Below are 19144 nucleotides of genomic sequence, written 5' to 3'. Positions count from 1 at the left end.
TTATTTGTATCTTTACATAAATCATTGCTAGTTATTTCCTGCATATTTTCAAAAGATGAACTCGCTCTTGCCAGGTTAATAAACGTTACTTGAAAAGAGTTTTGAAGACTTACGGTAAATAGTTTAGTGGGTTAACAGGTTTACCATTGATCCTTATTTCAAAAAATAAATGAGGGCCCGTAGACCAACCTGTACTGCCAACATAAGCAATCACCTGCCCTTGTCTAACTCTTTCACCCACATAAACCGCCAATCTGCTTGCATGAGAATATCTTGTTTCGATTCCTGAACCATTGTTTAAAATCACCAGATTACCATAACCAGTTCCCCATCCTGAGTACGTAACCACTCCGCTTTTTGCCGCTAATATTGGAGTACCATAAGGCACACCTATGTCAATACCCGTATGAAACTCTGGAATTTTAAAAATTGGGTGTATCCTCCAACCATATCCTGAGGTAATAGGCCCTACTACAGGCCAGATAAAGCCTCTCGAGCTTTCACGTGATCTTGAACTAAGATCTTGAGTATGTTGGTTATAAGACACTTCACTATTTGTATCTTTTAAAAGTAAAGCCATTTTTTCGTTTCTTTGCTCAATAATTCTTTTTTCTTTCTGAAAGAGTTTCTGTTTTAGATCAAAAAGTTTACTTTTCTCGTTATTCTGAGATTGTAATAGATCTCTTAATTTTGCTTCAGCCAGAGAATATTGATCAAGAACGTCTCTATCCTGACTTTCAATCCTCTGAAACAAAATAACGCTTTCAAACCAATCGTTAATATTATTGTTCATCGATAGAATAACGTCTAAGAATGGGAGCTCTTGCATCATATATATAGATCTAAGTCTCTTGCCTACCTCTTGTTCCTTTTGTTGAATTATGTCTTTCTGATGCTCTATCTGTGAAGTAGTATCAGAAATATTTTTTTCTATTAGATTTATCTTATAATTAACATACTTTATCTCGGCTTCCTTTAGAGTCAAATTCGCATTTATAATACTAAGTTGATCTGCACCTTTAGTTTCGTACAATTTTAAACGGTTCAAATTTTCCTCTATTTGATCGACTTCACCTTTTAGCCTTTCTAGCTCAATATCTCCTGTGGATACACCATCCCTTGATTTTCCAATAGCATAAGGCAATATAACCGTTAGAAGAAAAAGTGAAAGTAGGAGAGAAATTATGTATCGATTCATTTCACCTTGGGAATACAGGTAAAAACAGAATTACCGAAGTTAGTATAAATACAATAACAAGTATTATGGTTACAAAGAATATAAACTTACCCGATCTCATAAGCTTTAGCACAAAAGACCTCCCTCTCTAAAAAGAGCCAAAAAATAGTGTAAAATTCAAAAAACAAAATAATTTTTTGGTTATTTTAGCACAAATAAAACTAAAGTAAATTAAACAGCTTTCAGATCTTCAAGGCTTTCTGGTTTTGGAAAGTAGGTATTTACGATATTCGTTAGCAAATCTATGTGCCTCGTCCCTCAAGTACATTAATGCCCTCAAAGCATAGTCGCTCTTTGGTAGTCTCAACTCTTTTTTATCCATCAGGTATATAATTTCTTCTCCCTTTGCCAGAGATATAACAGTTGTGTAAGAATCCTTTAAATTTCTTAATGCAACCTCTAATTGTCCCAAACCGCCATCTATCAACAAAATATCTGCTTCTATATTTTTTTTAGAAATGATCTTGAGCGCCTCATCCATAGACGCATAATCATCTATGTTATTATCTGTAAGTCTTACTCTTCTATAATATCTTTTTCTCAATCCCCTTTCATCAGCCGCAGATAGGCCTGCTACTGTAGCCTCCCCTTGAAAATGCGCAATATCCAGGGCATAAACCAATGAAATTTTTCTGCCAAATATTTCTGAAAGTCTTTCAAAACCTGCTTTAAAAATGTTTATCTTATCTTTTACAAATAAATTTTCCTTTGCAATCTTCAAGATCTCTATATATTTAATATTCAACCTGGATTTATTTTTTTTAAAAAGATCTACATCTTGAAGTAATTCTTCATCTATAACCTTTATTTTTCGCTTTTTGCCCCACTTTTCTTGCAAAAACCTTTCGATCAAACCAACTTCATCAAGAAAAACATTTATAAAAACAAATTTTCCAGGTTCTATATTCGAATAAAAGTCATATAAAAAAAACAGCACAGCATCATGCAGATTTGTTTGTTCAACATTAGTCATTCTTTTTATTATATTGGTTGAAACAAGGCCATGTCTTACTTGAACAAGAGATACGTCTCCCAATTTATTAATATAAATTGCGTCAGCGTTCAACTTTCCCTGAGGATCTACCACTTTTATATCTGAAAACGATTCTATATATGAAAGGCTATCTCTAAGCCTTGCCGCCTGCTCAAAATTTTCTTCATTAGAAAACCTCTCTATCTCTTTAACCATGTCTTTTTTAACTTTGTCCAGATCGCCTGAAAGCCAATCTTTCGCTATCAATAATATCTTTTTATAATCTTCTTTATTGGTTAGTCCGACACAAGGGGCTAAACATTGTTTCATCTGATATCTTATACAAAACGATTTAGCATGCTTAAAGGTATTTTTCGAACATTTTCTCAAAGGAAGAGTGTTATTTATATAACCTAAAAGGTTTCTTAAATTCGAACCATCAGGATATGGACCTATGTACAAAACGTTCTTTTTATCCTTTGGTTTACCCCTAAACAACTCTAAAGCTGGAAAATCTTCGTTAAAATCTATTTTTATGTATGGATATGATTTGTTGTCTCTTAATTGAACGTTATATTTTGGAACCTTTTCTTTTATAAGAGTCATTTCAAGAATAAGAGCTTCATATTCGTTTCTTACAATTATAAAGTCCAGATACCTTGCTTCGCTTAACATTAAGGCAGTTTTTTGATCGTGTGATTTGCTTTTAAGATAACTTCTTAACCTGTTTAGAAGATTTATCGCCTTGCCTACATATAATGGCTTCTTTTCCTTCGAGAAAAACATATAAACGCCTGGAAGTTCAGGGATATCTTCCAGGTTCAAATCTTTAATTAAAAACACTAGTTCATTCTCCTCTTTGTCTTACATCTATTACATCTGGAACTTCTCTTAGTTCCTTTATCAATTTCTCTCTTTCAAGATTATCCTTCAGTTGAACTTCCAAGATCATGTAAACCTTTTTCTTTGCCTTATTAGTATTTACAGAAGCCTTCACCACATTTACGTTCAGACTGGCAACTCTAATAAGAATATCTTTCATAAAACCTACTCTGTCTGTGCCCTCAACTATCATATAACTTTCATATGATTCTGCTTTCAGCTGGTTATTCCAATTTAAATCTACAATTCTATCATTACCTTCTCTGGCAATCTGTTTCAAAAGATTTGGACAGTTCTCTCTATGGACTATCAAGCCTCTTCCACGACTAACATAACCCTTTATTCTATCTCCTGGAACAGGACCACAACACTTAGCAAAAGTAACTTCCAGCCCGCCAATATCTCCTATTTTTATAACGTCATCTTTTTTCTTTGTTACTTCCTTTGCCTTAAAGGTGGGTAAGGTCTCCTCAGGCTTTACAATCATATCCTTAATCTTGTTTACAACGCTGTGCGCGGAAATATCTTCAAATCCAACTGCAGCCAGAAGATCATCAGCAGAAGCAAAGTTAAGTTTTTTTGCAACCTCAAGAATTAGATTTTGTCTTTGATTTTCTTCTATAACTATGTTTAGTCTGGACAATTCTTTTAGTATTTTTTGTCTGCCTGCCAAAACTGCTTCGTTCTTGTGTTCCTTTTTAAAATAACTTTTAATCCTTTGTCTTGCTAAACTTGTTTTTACAAAGTTTAACCACGAAAGGTGTGGCTTTGCATTCTTTGAAGTTACGATCTCTACCACATCTCCTGTTTGAAGAGGGGTATTTAAAGCTACCATCTTAGAGTTAACCTTTGCACCAATACACTTATTACCAACTTCTGTATGAATTCTATAAGCAAAATCTATAGGAGTTGAATCGGCTTCAAGATCTAATATATCTCCTTGCGGTGTAAAAACAAAGATTTCTTCCTCGTTAAAGCTTGACTCAACCATATCCATAAATTCTGCGCCCTTTATGTCGCTTTGCCACTCAAGAAGCTGTCTGAGCCATATAAGCTTTAGTTCGTTTATATCTCTGATTGAACTAGTTTTTCTTTCTTTATAAAGCCAGTGCGCTGCCACACCAACTTCTGCAATTCTGTCCATCTTGGCTGTTCGAATTTGAATCTCAACCCTAATCCCTCCAGGACCTAATACAGTAGTATGAAGCGATTGATAGTTATTAGGTTTTGGCGCTGCAATAAAATCCTTAAATCTGCCCGGAATAGGAGGAAAAAGAGAGTGAATAATTCCAAGAACATGATAACAACTGCTAATATATGGATCTTCTCCTTCTACGTCTTCACCTATTATTATCCTTAAACCAAATATGTCGTAAATATCATCGATACTTTTATTAGTTCTCTTGAGTTTCTGATAAACGCTATAAATGTGTTTTTTTCTTCTCTTTATCTTAAAGTTACAGTTTAACTCTTTTTGGAAACTTTCTTGTAATATACCCTCTATTTTTGATAAAAAATTAACGTGATTGTTGATGTTCGATTCCATATACATTAAAATATGATTAAACATGTCTCTATCAAGATAATAGAGGGCAAGGTCTTCTAATTCGCTTTTGATAACCCACATTCCTAACCTGTGAGCTAAAGGTGCAAATATCTTAAGAGTTTCATTTGCTATGTGTTCCTTTTTCTCGTTGGCAAGAATTTCAAGGGTTCTCATATTGTGGAGTCTATCAGCTAACTTTATTACAACAACCCTAATATCCTTTGCCATAGCTACAAACATCTTCCTGAAAGACTCAGCCTGTCTCTCCCTTGGAGATTTGAACCTTAATTTTCCAAGTTTTGTTACTCCATCTACAAGAACCAGGATATCTTCACCAAAATTTGCTTTTATTTCTTCAGGTGATGTTTGTGTATCCTCAAGAACATCATGTAAAATCGCAGCGCCTAAGCATCTATAATCCATTCCAACCTCTTTAAGTATCAGCGCAACGTTAAGAGGGTGATATATATAAGGCTCGCCTGAAAGCCTCCTCTGGTCACCATGTCTAGAATATGCAAAAACAAAACACCTTAATAAAAATTCTCTTTCAGACTCATCGAAACCATCTAATAGCTCTTTTAAGCCAGGAAAATTAGAAAAGAGCTCTTCTAAATTGGGTTCTACTTCTGATAAGGCTTGAATATCTGAACCAGAGTTATTAACGGCCAAATCAGCACCCAGATTCTTAACAGATTCCTTCTCATCTGAGGGCTTTTTTAAAGTATTTAATTTCTTTTCCTGATTTACTGACATACTAATAGTTTTTTCCTCTCAAAATATAGCTAACAACAATTCAAAAAAACTACTTTTGCGTCCAAAAATTCAAAGTCAATTCCATCGTTTTTAACCTTTGCTTCCCAAACAACGTCAAATCTTGCGTTAAGCAAATCTTTTAAAATCTGTCTATTATTTTTTATTATCCATCTAATGTTATTATAGTGCTTAAAAACTACAACTTCAGAATAATCTATGCTGCTTTCAAGGCTTTTAAGCTCTACTCCTTTAGTATGAACCAAAACCTTTTGGTTGCCAAATCCAAAGGGGGTCATAGCCTTTAAAGATCTAAAAAAGTTATCGTCAATTGAAAAGCCATCAAAGGATATATCGATATTTAAAAATGGGATACTTTCTCTTATCCTAAACCTTTCAAATCTCTTTTTTATTTCAGGAAAGGCATCTCTTTTTATTGTAAAACCAACAGCGCCTTGATGACCTCCAAAGTTTATAAAATGATCGTTTATTGCTGGATATTCTGATTTTATTTGATTATATAATTCTATCAAATCTATATCGTTTCCAGGACTCCTCCCTGAACCGTATAACAATTGTTCTCCAGAACAAAGAAAAAAGGGTTTTTTATAAGAACACGCAAGTCTAGATGCAAGAGGACCAATTATGCCCTTAGGGCAGTCGTCCAATCTCATAAAGTGAACATGTGGAGAATATAAACTTTCGTTCAAAATACTCATACATATAGAAAAAAACTGACTTTGAATAGATTTTCTTTTTTGATTCAAAGATTCAAGAAGATCACACTTTTCAATGGATTTATGAAAATCTTTTTCAAGTAGGAAACTCAGAGCAAGATCGGGCTTACCAACTCTTCCAGCAGAATTTATCAGCGGAACCAGATAAAACATCAAGTCTTCAATTGTAATATAAGGCAATCTGACATTAAAAAAATTTACAATTCCTGGAATTGTGCTGTTTTTTAGCTGATTTAAACCCAATTTTACAATAATCCTGCTGTCTCCCAATAATTCTACAGAATCTCCAACTGTTCCAATAGTAGCTAATTCCAGTAAAGTAGGAAATACTTCACAACAGCTCTTGAACTTGTCCAATAGCATTAAGAACCTGAATATCACACCAGCACTACAAAGTAGATCTCCATTCCACAAATGAGGATTTACAAGGTTTAGATCCTTCTCTAAATCACAAAGAATCTCATGATGATCTAGATAAAGCAAATTAAGCCCCATTTTACTAGCGGCCTGCCATACTTCTCTAGAGTTTGAACCGGAATCCAACACAATAATATTGTTTATGCCCATATCTTTAAAGAATTCTAAGACATCAACTCTAATGCCATAGCCTTCATCTCTTGTAGGAAGCTTAAATATAAATTTTTTACCCAGATAAGAAAGAAAAATGCAAAGAATCGCTACAGAAGTTATTCCATCAGCATCATAATCCCCAAAAATACCAATAGGTTCATTAGCATTAATCATATCTCTAAAAACCTCAATGGCCCTTTCTACGCTATCGTTTTCAAACTTAGGGTCAAAATTGTCTATAGAAATATTTAAAAACTTTTCAATATGGCTTTTAGATAGCTGTCTGTTTTCAAGAATATATTTTACATACCCATAAACGCTTCTATCTAAAATATTTTCGAATAAGGGCTTTTTCCATCTGTATCTAGGCAGATCACAGGACATTTTCGCTAAGCCTTTTGACAAACATATAAAGATGATCTTTTCTTAAAACAAAACATCTTATACGTTTGCCTTCAAATTCAATTTTTATCTGTTTTTTATAACCTGACAAACTCTATATATTTCCTCCTCGCTCAATGTATGGAAGATAGGAAGGGAAAGAACTTCTTTTGACACCTTTTCTGCAACTGGGAAAGAACCTTCTTTATAACCGAGATAATTAAAAGCCTTTTGAAGATGTAGAGGCAATGGGTAGTGGATAGCTGATTGTATGTTGTTCGAAGATAAATATGAAAAAAGTTCATCTCTATTCTTTACTCTAATGGTAAATTGATGATAGCTGTGACGACAATTTTCTTTTTCTACAGGGAGGGCAACAAAACCCTTTAGTTCTTCAAGATAGATACTCGCTAGTTTTCTCTTTTTTTCTATAAAATTCTCAAAATATTTTAACTTCACGTTCAAAATTGCTGCCTGAATAGTATCCAGTCTAGAATTGTATCCTATAATTTCATATAAATATTTCTTTTTACTTCCATGAGATCTGAGCATATCAATCTTCTCACAAATTTTTTCATCCTTTGCAAATACCGCACCAGCATCCCCATACGCACCCAAATTTTTTGTAGGAAAAAACGAAAGGGCACTAATATCTCCTATTGAACCAGTTTTTTTGCCATTGTAAAGCGAACCAAATGCCTGAGCATTATCTTCTATTACAATTAGATTATACTTTTTTGCAATTCTCAATATCTCTTCCATATCAGCGCTGTGCCCAAAAAGATGAACTGGCAAAATAGCCTTTGTCCTCTCAGTGATCTTTTCTTCAATTAATTTTGGATTTATGTTAAAGGTCTCTTCGTCAATATCTACAAAAACAGGTTTAGCTCCAGTAAAAGTTATAGTACTTGCAGTAGCAACAAAAGTAAACGGAGTGGTTATAACCTCATCTCCTTGACCAATAGAAGCAGCCCTCAGGGCAATTAACAGCGCATCTGTCCCGGAAGCAACCGTATAGGCCTTTACGCCAAGATAATTGGAAAGATTAGTTTCTAGATCTCTTACCTCTTTCCCCATTATATACGATCCACTATCTAGTACTTTCAATACTTCTCTATCTATCTCGTTTTTTAATTTATTATATTCTTTGTTAAAATCTGCTAATTTAATCATTTTTTTTCCTCCAAAATGCTTTCACTACAATTTTCTAAATTTTCTAAACAACTTCTTTCTTGGAACCATTACTACAGTTGAACAATTATTACATCTGAGAACTACATCAGATCCAAGGTAAATAATGGTCCACAAGTTTGAGCCACAAACATGGGGCACTCTTGATTTTAGAGTCATTCCTTCTGAAAGACCATCTTTATCACTTAACAATATAACACCTCTTGCAAAATCTTAGAAATTCTCTAAATTCAAAGCACTTTTCGATCGGGCATTATTTCTACCAAAAAATCGTTCATAAAAATAATACCTTTTTTAGTAAGAAAAACCATATCATTTTCTATTTTAACAAGTTCTTCGAACTTTTTAATTTTTATTAAAAAGTCTTCTACAAGCCCTTTGTCAAATTGGGTCTCTAATTCTGAAATTTTGATTCCCTTCATCAATCTAAGCCCCATCATTATTTTCTCAAAAAAGAGATCCTCTTCTGAAAGTCTTATGTCCTCTTCTAAAAAAAACTTCTTTTCCAGATAGCTATTTAGATTTGAAGACCTCTTAAATCTATGATTTCCAATCTTTGATGAAGAAGAGGGGCCAAATGACAAAAAATTCATATATTCCCAATACTTCAAATTGTGTCTGCAAAAGAAACCATCCTTTGCATAGTTAGCAATCTCATATCTTATATATCCCATCTTATCCAAATACTCTTCAGAATAATCCATAAGCTCAAGTACTTTTTCATCTGATTCAACAAAGTCAGCTTCAAGAGGATAAATGGATACACCTCTTACATTGTCAAACTGGCAAATAATATCTAATGACTTCTTAAATGAAGCTAAATTTTGACCAGGTATTCCTATTAACAAGTCAACGTTAACGTTTTCAATACCAAGCTCTTTTGCTAATATCAGAGCTGGATAACCAAAATTTTCTCTATTAAGGTTTAAAAGTTCCTTTTCTTCAAAAGAAACTATCCCGAGACTCAACCTGTTAAAAAATACGTCATTTTTGTCCTTATAATTTTCTAAAAAAGATTTTGGATGAGCTTCAAGAGTAATCTCCGGGTTCTTAAAATTAAATTTAGAACCAAGAATTTCAATTAAATTTTTTAACACAAATGGCTTTACCATGGAAGGAGTTCCACCACCAAAATATATGCTGTCAACAAACGATTTCTCAAATAAATTTCTATCAGTTTTTTCGTAGTACTCTATTTCAGAAACCAGCGCCTCAAAGAACTTTTCAATATGGTTTGGCTTTAAAATTCTTGAAAAAAAATGACAATAATTGCACCTTTTTTCACAAAAAGGGATATGTATATAAATGCCCAAAACGCTGTCTTTGCCTAATTCAAAGTCGTCTAAAAAAAAGCTAATTTTTTTGTTCACTAGAGCTCTTCAAAATCTCAAAAAACACTTCTTGAGGGATTTGGACATCCCCTAACATTTTCATTTTCTTTTTCCCTTCCTTTTGCTTTTCCAGGAGCTTTCTCTTACGAGTTATATCTCCTCCATAACATTTTTGTAAAACGTTTTTCTTCATTGCAGCAATGTTTTCTCTGGCAAGAATTTTTGAACCCACTGCAGCCTGAATAGGTATCTCAAACATATGTCTGGGAATCAACTTTTTTAAAGAAGAGACGATTTTTGATCCAATTTCCTGAGCCTTGCTTCTGTGAACTATTGAAGAAAGCGCATCCACCTTTTCCCTGTTAACCAATATATCTAGCCTAACAAGATCTGATTCTCTATATCCAATAAATTCATAGTCAAGAGAAGCATAACCTCTTGTTTTGGTTTTTAACAAAGGGAAAAAGTCTAAAATTATTTCAGATAATGGCATTTCAAACCTCATTATTACCCTTTTTACATCTAGATATTCCATGTCTATATAATTTCCTCTTTTATTTGAACAAAGTTCCATAATAGCACCTATATATTCTGCAGGAGAGAAAATAGATACTTTTACATACGGTTCTCTCAGAGATATTATCGAGCCAGGATCTGGCATTTTCAAGGGGTTATGAATCTTTACTATTTCATTGTTTTGCTTTACAGCTTCAAAAACCACAGAAGGTGGAGTAATTATAAGATCGATATCAAATTCTCTTTTAATCCTCTCAATAGTAACTTCCATATGAAGCATGCCAAGAAAGCCACACCTAAAACCAAATCCTAAAGCAGCCGACGTTTCTGGTTCAAAAACAAGCGAAGCATCGTTTAGTTTCAGTTTCATAATTGCATCCTTCAAAAGGTTATATTCATCAGTATTTATAGGGTAAAGTCCACAAAAAACCATTGATAATGGGGGCTTAAATCCCTTTAAAATTTTCTTCGCTGGTCTTTTTTCTTCCTCAATGGTATCCCCTACTCGTGTATCCTCTATATTTTTTATATTTGCAGCCACATACCCAACTTCTCCTGCCCTTAAAGCATCAGTTTTCTCAGGCCCTATTCTAAAATACCCAATCTCCTGTACTTCAAAAGTTTTTCCTGTTGAATGAAGTCTTATATTTATGCCGCTTTTTATTTCACCCTCAAACACTCTTACATACGCGACAACGCCCCTATAAGAATCATAATGTGAATCAAAGATCAAAGCCGATAGAGGCTCACTTACATCTCCTTTTGGAGCAGGAATTCTTTCAATAACTGCAGAAATTACTTCATCTATCCCCTTACCCTCTTTTGCACTGGTCAATATTATTTCATCTTCGTTAAAGCCAAAAACATCCATTATTTCCTTTTTTGTCCCCTCAACATTAGCAGTGGGCAAATCCACTTTGTTTATTACAGGTATCAAAACGAGATCTTGTTCTATGGCAAGAAGACCATGCGCCAGAGTCTGAGCCTCTATCCCCTGACTAGCATCAACTAGCAAAATTGCACCCTCACATGCAGCAAGCGACCTAGAAACTTCGTAAGAGAAATCTACATGACCAGGAGTATCTATAAGATTTAATATATAGTCCTTACCCTGCCAATTAATATCCAGCCTTACTGTTCTTGCCTTAATTGTTATGCCCCTTTCTCGTTCAATATCCATGTTGTCGAGCATCTGGGGGACAAGTTTTCTTTCGTTTACTATCTTTGATTTAACCAGCAGCCTATCCGCAAGGGTCGATTTTCCGTGATCTACGTGAGCAATTATCGAAAAATTTCTTATATTATCCAAATTTATACTCCTTTTATATATTAAGCTATTACAAGTTAGAAGTAAACTTAATTATACAAGAAGAGTGAGGAATTTATTATTCATAATTTTATAGCCTCATAGAATTTCTTAAGTTTATAAGCATTGGAGACCTAATTAATCCTTCTTCAAAGGTCAGGTAATTTTCTGCATAAAAATCTTCATCTTTAGTGCTCTCAAACTTAAATTTTTTCGGTATTAGTATTACAGCGGTAACCTTCCATGCTTCAAGTTCAAGCTTGCTTGTCATATCTCCTACAAGACAAAGAGTATTTTCATTATGCAAAACTAAATGGGTCAGCTCGTGCAACAATATTTCCTCTTTAATGTAATTTGCCACACCCTCTTTATATCCGATAAATGACCTTGCACCCTTCTTGACACACAGTCCCATAATAGAGGGAAAATCTATAGATGATACCTCAATGCCGTTTTCTTCAAGTATTGTCTCAATAGGTTTAACCAAATTAATCAAATCTGGAAACCTTTCAATCAATGGCAAAACAGGCGGGTATATTTTACAGTAATCCTCTTTATTCATAAATTATTTAATCTCAACACAAATAAATAAAAGCTATATTACAATTCTATGCTCTTATGCCTGTGAGCGTTACACTCTATATTTACCGCTACAGGTAAAGATGCTATGTGACAGGGTTCAACCTCCAAATGAACAGCAAGAGACGTTATTCTGCCTCCAAGCCCCATAGGCCCAATCCCAAGTTTATTTATCCTCTCAAGCAATTCCTCTTCTATGCGACTTAGCCTCCTGTCGGGATTTTTTGAACCTACAGGTCTAAGAAGAGCTCTTTTTGCCAGAAAGGCTACATACTCAAAATTACCACCCACTCCAACTCCTACAATAGTAGGTGGGCAAGGATTAGGCCCAGCTTTTTCAACGGTTTCAACTACAAAGTCCATAACTCCCTCAAGACCAGCCGACGGAGCAAACATCTTTAGAGCACTCATGTTTTCTGCGCCACCACCCTTTGGCATAACAACAATTTTTACTTTATCTCCCGGAATGAATTTCACATGAACTATTGCTGGGGTATTGGTACCTAAATTCTTTCTTGTGAAAGGATCACAAGTTGATTTCCTTAAATAACCTTCAGCATACCCTCTCTCTACACCCCTATTAATTGCATCATATATGTCTTTACCAACAAGGTGTACGTCTTGCCCAATATATAAAAATACCACAGCAAGACCTGTATCCTGGCAAATGCCAAGCTTTTCTCGAGATGCCAATTTATGATTCTCCTTAAACTCAAGAAATATCTTTTTCCCTACCTCAGATTCTTCCCTTTCAAGAGCAATATCAAAAGCCTTTTTAACGTCTTCAGGAGCATTATAGTTAGCATCCATAACTAACTCTTTTACAGCATCTTCAATTAACTCAACAGATAAATCTCTCATATAAGCCTCCTAAAATCTACCCTAAAAAATCAAAATTAACTAGAAAGTGCTCTCTTTAAGTTTCCCTATGACCTTTCTCGCAACTTCAAGTCCACTTCTCATAGCCTTTACAACCACCGACGGCCCACTGACTGCATCGCCACAAGGAAAAACTTTATCTTTGTATTTTCCACCAAAGTCGTATGGCAACAAACCTCTTTCTAGATGAATATCGCAACCCGTTAAAACTTCAGTGTCAACCTCCTGACCTATAGCGGAAACCAGAACATCTCCTTCTATAAAGTGTTCACTGCCTTCAACAACCTCAAAACTAGGCCTACCGCTTTCGTCTGGTGGCCCTAACTTCGCCTTTAATGCCTCTATCCCCTTTAACTTGTTATTCTCAATTATAGCTCTCTTTGGGACTTCAAAAAATTTGAATTTTACACCTTCTTCTTCTGCTTCTTCTATTTCTTTTGGAAGGGCAGGCATTTGTTCCTTTCCTCTTCTATAAACAATTAATGGATTAAGTCCCTCTCTTATTGATATCCTGCCCACATCTATTGCGGTGTTGCCACCACCTATAATAAGAATTTTCAATCCTCTGTCAAAAACCTTTTTCCTGAACATATAGTTTTCAATAAACTCTATTGCTGAATAGGCGAAAAAGTCTTTCCCTTCATTAGACAAAAGCCTTAAAGACCAACATTTGCTTGCTCCAACTGCAAGAATAACGTAATCGTACATATCCAAAAAATCATTAAGGGGGATATCTTTACCAACAGATATATTATTTTTTATCTTAGCCCCATGAGAGAGTATGTATACTATTTCTCTATCTAGAACTTCTCTTGCAAGTCTATAAGGCGGGATGCATGCGCGCGCAAGCCCTCCTATTACTGGCCTGGATTCATAAATATCAACGTCTACTCCATGCCTCGAAAGTTCAAAAGCAGCGCTTAAACCTGCAGTGCCACCCCCAATAATTGCAACTTTACCATTTATCCTTTCGCTCTCATTTACCATCTTCATTTGATATTCACCGTAATCAGATATAAATCTGTGAATAGCTCCTATCGCTATAGGTCTACCTGTCTTATTTAAAACGCAACTCCCCTCACATTGAAAGCCATAAGGGCAAACTCTAGCACAAGTCGCGCTAAACGGATTTACCTCGAGTATCTCAGAGAGCGCTTCGTTAAATTTCTTCTCTCTAGCAAGTTTTATAAACCTTGGTATATTCAACCCTGCAGGGCAACCCTTTATACAACTTGGTTTCTTGCACTGAAGACATCTATTGGCCTCATATTCCAATTCTTTTTCATTTAATCCCAAAGCTATCTCGTTGTAGTTACATATCCTGTCTTCTGGTAAAAGCTCTCTTAACTTCACTCTTTCTTTAATAGGCATAGTTCCTCCAAAGAATATAAAATTTAATATAGATTATTATAAATATAATTTTGGATATTTTACATCTTAATTAAGATAACAAAAATGAGGATGAAGAAAACCCTCATCCTCATTAGGGACAAAAAAAGTTAAGATAGCGCGTCCTTTGGTTTTAAAATTCTTCGTTCATAAACATCTTCCTCAACTCAAGTATAGCTTTCCCCGGATTGAGTTCTTTAGGACAGACCTCCATACAGTTAAATATAGTATGACATCCATATATGCCGTCTTTATCAGCAAGTATTTCGAATCTCTCGTTTTTCCCCTCGTCCCTGGAATCCAGCATAAACCTACAGGCATATAAAAGGGCCTGTGGACCTAAGAATGTTTTGTTTTTCCAGAAGGTAGGACAGGCTGCGACACACGAACCACAAATTATGCATTCATAAAGACCATCAAGTTTTGCTCTATCATCAACAGATTGGAACCTTTCCTTATCAGATTCCGGATCTTTTTTACAAACCAGCCAGGGCATTACTCTCCTAACCTTTTCATCCAGCAGACTATGGTCTACAACCAAATCTCTTATCACAGGAAATCCCCTAAGAGGTTCAATTACAAGGTCAAAGCTATCCAAAAACTTCATTTGAGTTTCACAGGCTAGAATACTTTTCCCGTTTACAGTCACTGCACATGAACCACAAATACCCTGACCACAAGAATACCTAAAGGTAAGAGTATCATCAAGGTTATTTTTTATATATTTAAAAACGTCAAGTAACGTCCAGTGGCTCTCAGTAACCTCAACCTCATATTTACTGGTTGATGTTTTGTTAGAATCTGGATCGTATCTGAAAATTGTAAGCTTATATAAGTTTCCCACAATTACCTCCTAATACTTTCTCTCTTCAGGGACAAATCTAGTAAGCCTGACATCCTTGTAATCAAACCTAAAACCAGATTCATCTCTAAAATACAAAGTATGTTTAAGCCAGTTTTCATCATCTCTTTTTGGATAATCTCGCCTTGCTTGAGCACCTCTTGATTCTGTTCTGTTTAAAGCTCCATACGTTACAGCTTCGGCTGCAGCTATCAGATGTCTTAGCTCCATTGCCTCCATTAGAGTAGTGTTATATGCAAGAGACTTATCGCTAATAAGCATCTCTTTCATCTTTTTATGCATATCTTCTATAATGGATATCATTTTTAAAAGTCCTTTTTCTTCCCTAAAAACTGCAACATAATTTTGCATGCCGGTCTGAAGCTCGTTTCTTATTTCCTCAGGTCTTATTGATCCTTTCTGATTCCATATAAACTCTATCTCTTCTTTTGCCATCTTAGCGCTATCCTCTTCAAGGGGCAAGTGTTCAAGATTTGCAAAATCTTTAACAATAGTTAAACCACAACGTCTACCAAATACAGATGCATCAAGGGTAGAGTTACATCCAAGTCTATTCGCACCATGAACGCTTACACACGCGCATTCCCCTGCAGCGTACAGGCCTGAAAAAATTTGTGATTTGCCGTCAAACAAAACTCTTCCATCTACGTCCGTAGGTATTCCACCCATAGAATAATGTGCAGTAGGCACTATTGGTATAGGTTCATGTATAGGGTCAACTCCAGCAAACTTTATTGATATCTCTCTTATTTGTGGTAGTCTTGTATTTATTATTTCAGCGCCCAAATGTCTAATATCAAGATATATGTATGGTCCTCCATTTATACCTCTTCCAGCCTCTATTTCGCTTGTTATAGCTCTACTTACTATATCTCTCGGTGCTAACTCCATCTTTTCTGGAGCATAATTTTTCATAAATCTCTCACCCAGATCGTTTATTAGATACCCACCTTCTCCTCTACAACCTTCTGTCATAAGAATACCCCTGTCAAATAAGCCTGTAGGATGAAATTGGAAAAATTCCATATCCTCAAGTGGAACACCTGCTCTCAAAGCCATATATTGACCATCAGCAGTGTATGAGTAAGAGGTAGCAGTAATCTTCCACGCTCTACCATAACCTCCAGTAGCAATAAGAGTGGCTTTTGCTTTAAAAGCGTGAAGACCTCCATTCTTTGTGTCCCATGTAACTACTCCAGCACATTTTGGGCCATCAGATATAAGGCTTATTGCAAACATTTCAGTATAAAACCTAACTCCCAATTCCAGCGCCTTCTGCCAGAGAGTATGAAGAAGTACGTGACCCGTTCTATCAGCAGCATAACATGCCCTTAAAACAGGGCCCCCTCTTCCAAAGTCTTTCACATGGCCACCAAATTTTCTCTGAGCAATAAGCCCATCAGGAGTTCTGGAAAATGGAGCGCCCATATGTTCGTATTCTCTAACAATAGTAATAGCGTCCCTTGTTAAGATCTCAGCAGCATCCTGATCTGCCAAGAAGTCAGATCCCTTAACAGTATCAAACATATGCCATTCCCAATAATCTTCTTCTAAGCTTCCCAAACTAGCAGCTATACCCCCCTGAGCAGCAGTCGAATGCGATCTTTGTGGCATAGAAAGCTTCGTCATACATGCGGTATCAAGTCCCGCACTCTTACACTTTATAGCAGCCCAAAGACCTGCAAGACCCGTCCCAATTATAACAACATCGTGCTTGTGGATATTTCTTAACGGCACATCCACTACCTTTTCGGTTAAAACTTTTGGATCTTTCACTTCTGACTCCTTTCAACTATCAAAATTAATAATTAAAAAGTAACCTCTGCAATTCTAAAAGCTGCAAAAAACATAACCAGAAAAAGAACTAAATAAAACATATTCAAGAACGTGTTAAGAGTTGGCTTTTTTATATATTCTCTGGTAATAGCAATCATACCAATGTATAAATGCACACAAACAAAAGCTGCAAAAGCTACATGTACAGGAAAAAACAGTGCAAATTTAAAAACGTGTAAAATAAGTAAAATTATAAGTGCGATAGCGCTAACGCGCTGCCAAAACCACATGTCTTTAGCATTTGCACGCATAAGAAAGCGATTATACCTCACATTAACCTCCTAACCAAAAATTATCGATTGGGCAATCTTTACCATAAATGCAATGATAGTAATTCCAACTACCCAATAAAACCATCCGACCTGCCTTTCCTTTATGGCAAAATTGGGCTCAAATTCAAAAACAATAATTCTCAATCCGTTCATTACGTGAAAAACTGCAATAAAAGCAACGCCAGGATTAATTATGATCTTAAGACTTTCGTGAAAAGCGTGCATTGATTCAAAAAATGGTATAAGGGATGGGTCAGCAAATCTTATCCCATAAAGATAAAATATATGAAACAAAAAGTATAAGCCAAGCAATAAACCTGTAATCCTATGCAAGTAAAACAAAAAACTACCTGGAAAAATTTTATAAGATTTTAGCTCTGGAACTTCTTTTAACATAAGTCCTCCTAATTAAGTCCTAATAATTTACGCGCATTAAGCTCGACATCAATTGGTAAAACTGCAAATCTAGCTACTCCAGACTTCATTGCAGCTCTTGCAACTGCTGCTGCTACGCGAGGATATATCTCAAGATCCAATGGAGACGGAACTATGTGTTCTGGAGTAAGTTTGTCATCTTCTACAGAATCAGCAATTGCAACTGCTGCTGCTACATTCATATCGTCGTTTATTATCCTCGCTCTAACATCAAGAACTCCCCTAAACAAACCAGGGAAACCCAAAACATTGTTTATCTGGTTAGGAAAATCAGATCTTCCTGTAGCAACCACCGCTGCTCCAGCTTCCTTTGCAGCATTTGGGTGTATTTCTGGATCTGGGTTTGCGCACGCAAATATTATGGGATCTTTTGCCATAGACTTGATCATCTTCTGATTAACTACATCCCTAACCGAGACACCTATAAATACATCTGCCCCTTTCATGGCTTCTGCAAGCGTCCCCCTTATCATTTCAGGATTCGTAAATTGCGCGATCTCTTCCTTATAAGGGTTCATCCCCTGCCCTCTCTCCTGATATATTGTGCCCTTTGTGTCACAAAGTATTACGTTTTTAGCATTCATGTGAACGAGAAGTTTTGCTATAGATATACCCGCTGCACCCGCCCCATTTATTACTATTTTCACTTCTTCTAACTTCTTTCCAACGATCTTTAAAGCATTGTGTAAACCTGCCAAAGTAACTACAGCCGTACCGTGCTGATCGTCATGAAAAACTGGAATAGAGAGTTCATCCCTAAGTGCTCTTTCAATTTCGAAGCACCTAGGAGCGCCGATGTCTTCCAGATTTACTCCTCCAAATACTGGTTCTATAAGCTTTACTGTCTCAATTATTTTCCCAGTATCCTTTGTATTCAAACAGATTGGGAAAGCATCAACCCCTCCAAATTTTTTAAATAACACTGCTTTCCCTTCCATAACAGGCAAAGATGCCAGAGCCCCAAGATTCCCAAGACCTAAAATAGCGCTTCCATCAGTAACTACAGCTACCATATTCCATTTTGAAGTATAATAATATGCCATTTCTGGATCAAAAGCTATCTCTTTAACTGGTTCGGCTACACCCGGACTGTAGGCTAAAGAAAGATCGTGAACGTTTTCAATGACTGATTTGCTCTCAACGCATATTTTTCCTTTAGTTTTTCTATGAAAAATTAGTGCTTCTTCTTTCAAAGACAATTTAATTCCTCCTTAAAATTAGTTCAAACTGAACAAAGGGTTTTTAAGATTTTTGGATAACAGTATTTAGACCACCACCCTCCTTCGCATAAAAAATTTAAACACATTATTTATGATATTTTAAACATTTCTATAATTTTCATAAATTATACATATCAATTTTAACAAGAGTTTACAAATTAAAATTTTATAATAATAAATTTTTGAAGTAAAATAAGCTTTACTTATTTTTTATATCATTTTAAATAAAGATCTTATATACTAAGATATATG

16 protein-coding genes are annotated in these 19144 nt (G+C 35.4%); all 16 read right to left on the bottom strand.

Annotation, left to right across the window (positions count from 1 at the left end; translation table 11 throughout):
* Nucleotides 1–109: 109 nt before the first annotated feature.
* On the bottom strand, nt 110–1198 hold the full coding sequence (locus TDSAC_RS00950; protein WP_108308064.1) for a murein hydrolase activator EnvC family protein: 1089 nt from the start codon (nt 1196–1198) through the stop codon (nt 110–112).
* Between the two features lie 229 nt (nt 1199–1427).
* On the bottom strand, nt 1428–3053 hold the full coding sequence (uvrC, locus tag TDSAC_RS00945) for an excinuclease ABC subunit UvrC (RefSeq protein WP_108308061.1): 1626 nt from the start codon (nt 3051–3053) through the stop codon (nt 1428–1430).
* A 4-nt stretch (nt 3054–3057) separates the two neighbouring features.
* Nucleotides 3058–5391 carry a RelA/SpoT family protein gene (locus TDSAC_RS00940; RefSeq protein WP_108308057.1) on the bottom strand — a complete coding sequence of 778 codons (2334 nt, stop codon included), beginning with the start codon at nt 5389–5391 and terminating at the stop codon, nt 3058–3060.
* 29 nt (nt 5392–5420) lie between these two features.
* Complete coding sequence (locus TDSAC_RS00935) at nt 5421–7079, bottom strand: single-stranded-DNA-specific exonuclease RecJ (RefSeq protein WP_108308054.1); 1659 nt, start codon at nt 7077–7079, stop codon at nt 5421–5423.
* A gap of 84 nt (nt 7080–7163) precedes the next feature.
* Nucleotides 7164–8249: a DegT/DnrJ/EryC1/StrS family aminotransferase gene (locus tag TDSAC_RS00930; RefSeq protein ID WP_108308051.1), complete on the bottom strand. Its 1086-nt coding sequence runs from the start codon at nt 8247–8249 to the stop codon at nt 7164–7166.
* Nucleotides 8250–8273: 24 nt separating this feature from the next.
* Nucleotides 8274–8459, bottom strand: coding sequence for a DUF951 family protein (locus TDSAC_RS00925; protein ID WP_108308048.1), 186 nt, complete (start codon nt 8457–8459; stop codon nt 8274–8276).
* Nucleotides 8460–8497: 38 nt separating this feature from the next.
* Entirely contained in the window at nt 8498–9637 is a 1140-nt protein-coding gene (locus TDSAC_RS00920) for a coproporphyrinogen-III oxidase family protein (protein ID WP_108308045.1), read from the bottom strand.
* Entirely contained in the window at nt 9621–11429 is a 1809-nt protein-coding gene (gene lepA, locus TDSAC_RS00915; RefSeq protein WP_108308042.1) for a translation elongation factor 4, read from the bottom strand. The genes TDSAC_RS00920 and lepA overlap by 17 nt, the downstream gene beginning before the upstream one ends.
* A gap of 82 nt (nt 11430–11511) precedes the next feature.
* Nucleotides 11512–11982, bottom strand: coding sequence for an ImmA/IrrE family metallo-endopeptidase (locus TDSAC_RS00910; RefSeq protein ID WP_150130262.1), 471 nt, complete (start codon nt 11980–11982; stop codon nt 11512–11514).
* Between the two features lie 38 nt (nt 11983–12020).
* Complete coding sequence (locus TDSAC_RS00905; protein ID WP_108308037.1) at nt 12021–12860, bottom strand: fumarate hydratase; 840 nt, start codon at nt 12858–12860, stop codon at nt 12021–12023.
* A gap of 39 nt (nt 12861–12899) precedes the next feature.
* Complete coding sequence (locus tag TDSAC_RS00900; RefSeq protein WP_108308034.1) at nt 12900–14249, bottom strand: FAD-dependent oxidoreductase; 1350 nt, start codon at nt 14247–14249, stop codon at nt 12900–12902.
* A 151-nt stretch (nt 14250–14400) separates the two neighbouring features.
* A complete protein-coding gene (locus TDSAC_RS00895) occupies nt 14401–15111 on the bottom strand; it encodes a succinate dehydrogenase iron-sulfur subunit (RefSeq protein ID WP_199919827.1) in 711 nt (236 codons plus the stop codon).
* Nucleotides 15112–15120: 9 nt separating this feature from the next.
* Entirely contained in the window at nt 15121–16905 is a 1785-nt protein-coding gene (gene sdhA, locus TDSAC_RS00890; RefSeq protein ID WP_108308030.1) for a succinate dehydrogenase flavoprotein subunit, read from the bottom strand.
* 32 nt (nt 16906–16937) lie between these two features.
* Nucleotides 16938–17237 carry a hypothetical protein gene (locus TDSAC_RS00885; protein WP_108308028.1) on the bottom strand — a complete coding sequence of 100 codons (300 nt, stop codon included), beginning with the start codon at nt 17235–17237 and terminating at the stop codon, nt 16938–16940.
* Nucleotides 17238–17246: 9 nt separating this feature from the next.
* On the bottom strand, nt 17247–17633 hold the full coding sequence (locus TDSAC_RS00880; RefSeq protein WP_108308025.1) for a succinate dehydrogenase/fumarate reductase transmembrane subunit: 387 nt from the start codon (nt 17631–17633) through the stop codon (nt 17247–17249).
* Between the two features lie 8 nt (nt 17634–17641).
* A complete protein-coding gene (locus tag TDSAC_RS00875; protein ID WP_108308023.1) occupies nt 17642–18871 on the bottom strand; it encodes an NAD(P)-dependent malic enzyme in 1230 nt (409 codons plus the stop codon).
* Nucleotides 18872–19144 lie beyond the last annotated feature (273 nt).

Source organism: Thermodesulfobium acidiphilum (assembly GCF_003057965.1).
Classification (GTDB): domain Bacteria; phylum Thermodesulfobiota; class Thermodesulfobiia; order Thermodesulfobiales; family Thermodesulfobiaceae; genus Thermodesulfobium; species Thermodesulfobium acidiphilum.
The sequence above is the reverse complement of the archived record's forward strand: the minus strand, read 5'-3'. Positions and strand labels throughout refer to the sequence as shown.

Coding starts and splice junctions, on each gene's coding strand:
- TDSAC_RS00935 (WP_108308054.1), bottom strand. CDS start 7,079: ATGTCCTGTGATCTGCCTAGATACAGATGGAAAAAGCCCTTATTCGAA.
- TDSAC_RS00950 (WP_108308064.1), bottom strand. CDS start 1,198: ATGAATCGATACATAATTTCTCTCCTACTTTCACTTTTTCTTCTAACG.
- TDSAC_RS00930 (WP_108308051.1), bottom strand. CDS start 8,249: ATGATTAAATTAGCAGATTTTAACAAAGAATATAATAAATTAAAAAAC.
- TDSAC_RS00905 (WP_108308037.1), bottom strand. CDS start 12,860: ATGAGAGATTTATCTGTTGAGTTAATTGAAGATGCTGTAAAAGAGTTA.
- TDSAC_RS00900 (WP_108308034.1), bottom strand. CDS start 14,249: ATGCCTATTAAAGAAAGAGTGAAGTTAAGAGAGCTTTTACCAGAAGAC.
- TDSAC_RS00940 (WP_108308057.1), bottom strand. CDS start 5,391: ATGTCAGTAAATCAGGAAAAGAAATTAAATACTTTAAAAAAGCCCTCA.
- TDSAC_RS00910 (WP_150130262.1), bottom strand. CDS start 11,982: ATGAATAAAGAGGATTACTGTAAAATATACCCGCCTGTTTTGCCATTG.
- TDSAC_RS00880 (WP_108308025.1), bottom strand. CDS start 17,633: ATGTTAAAAGAAGTTCCAGAGCTAAAATCTTATAAAATTTTTCCAGGT.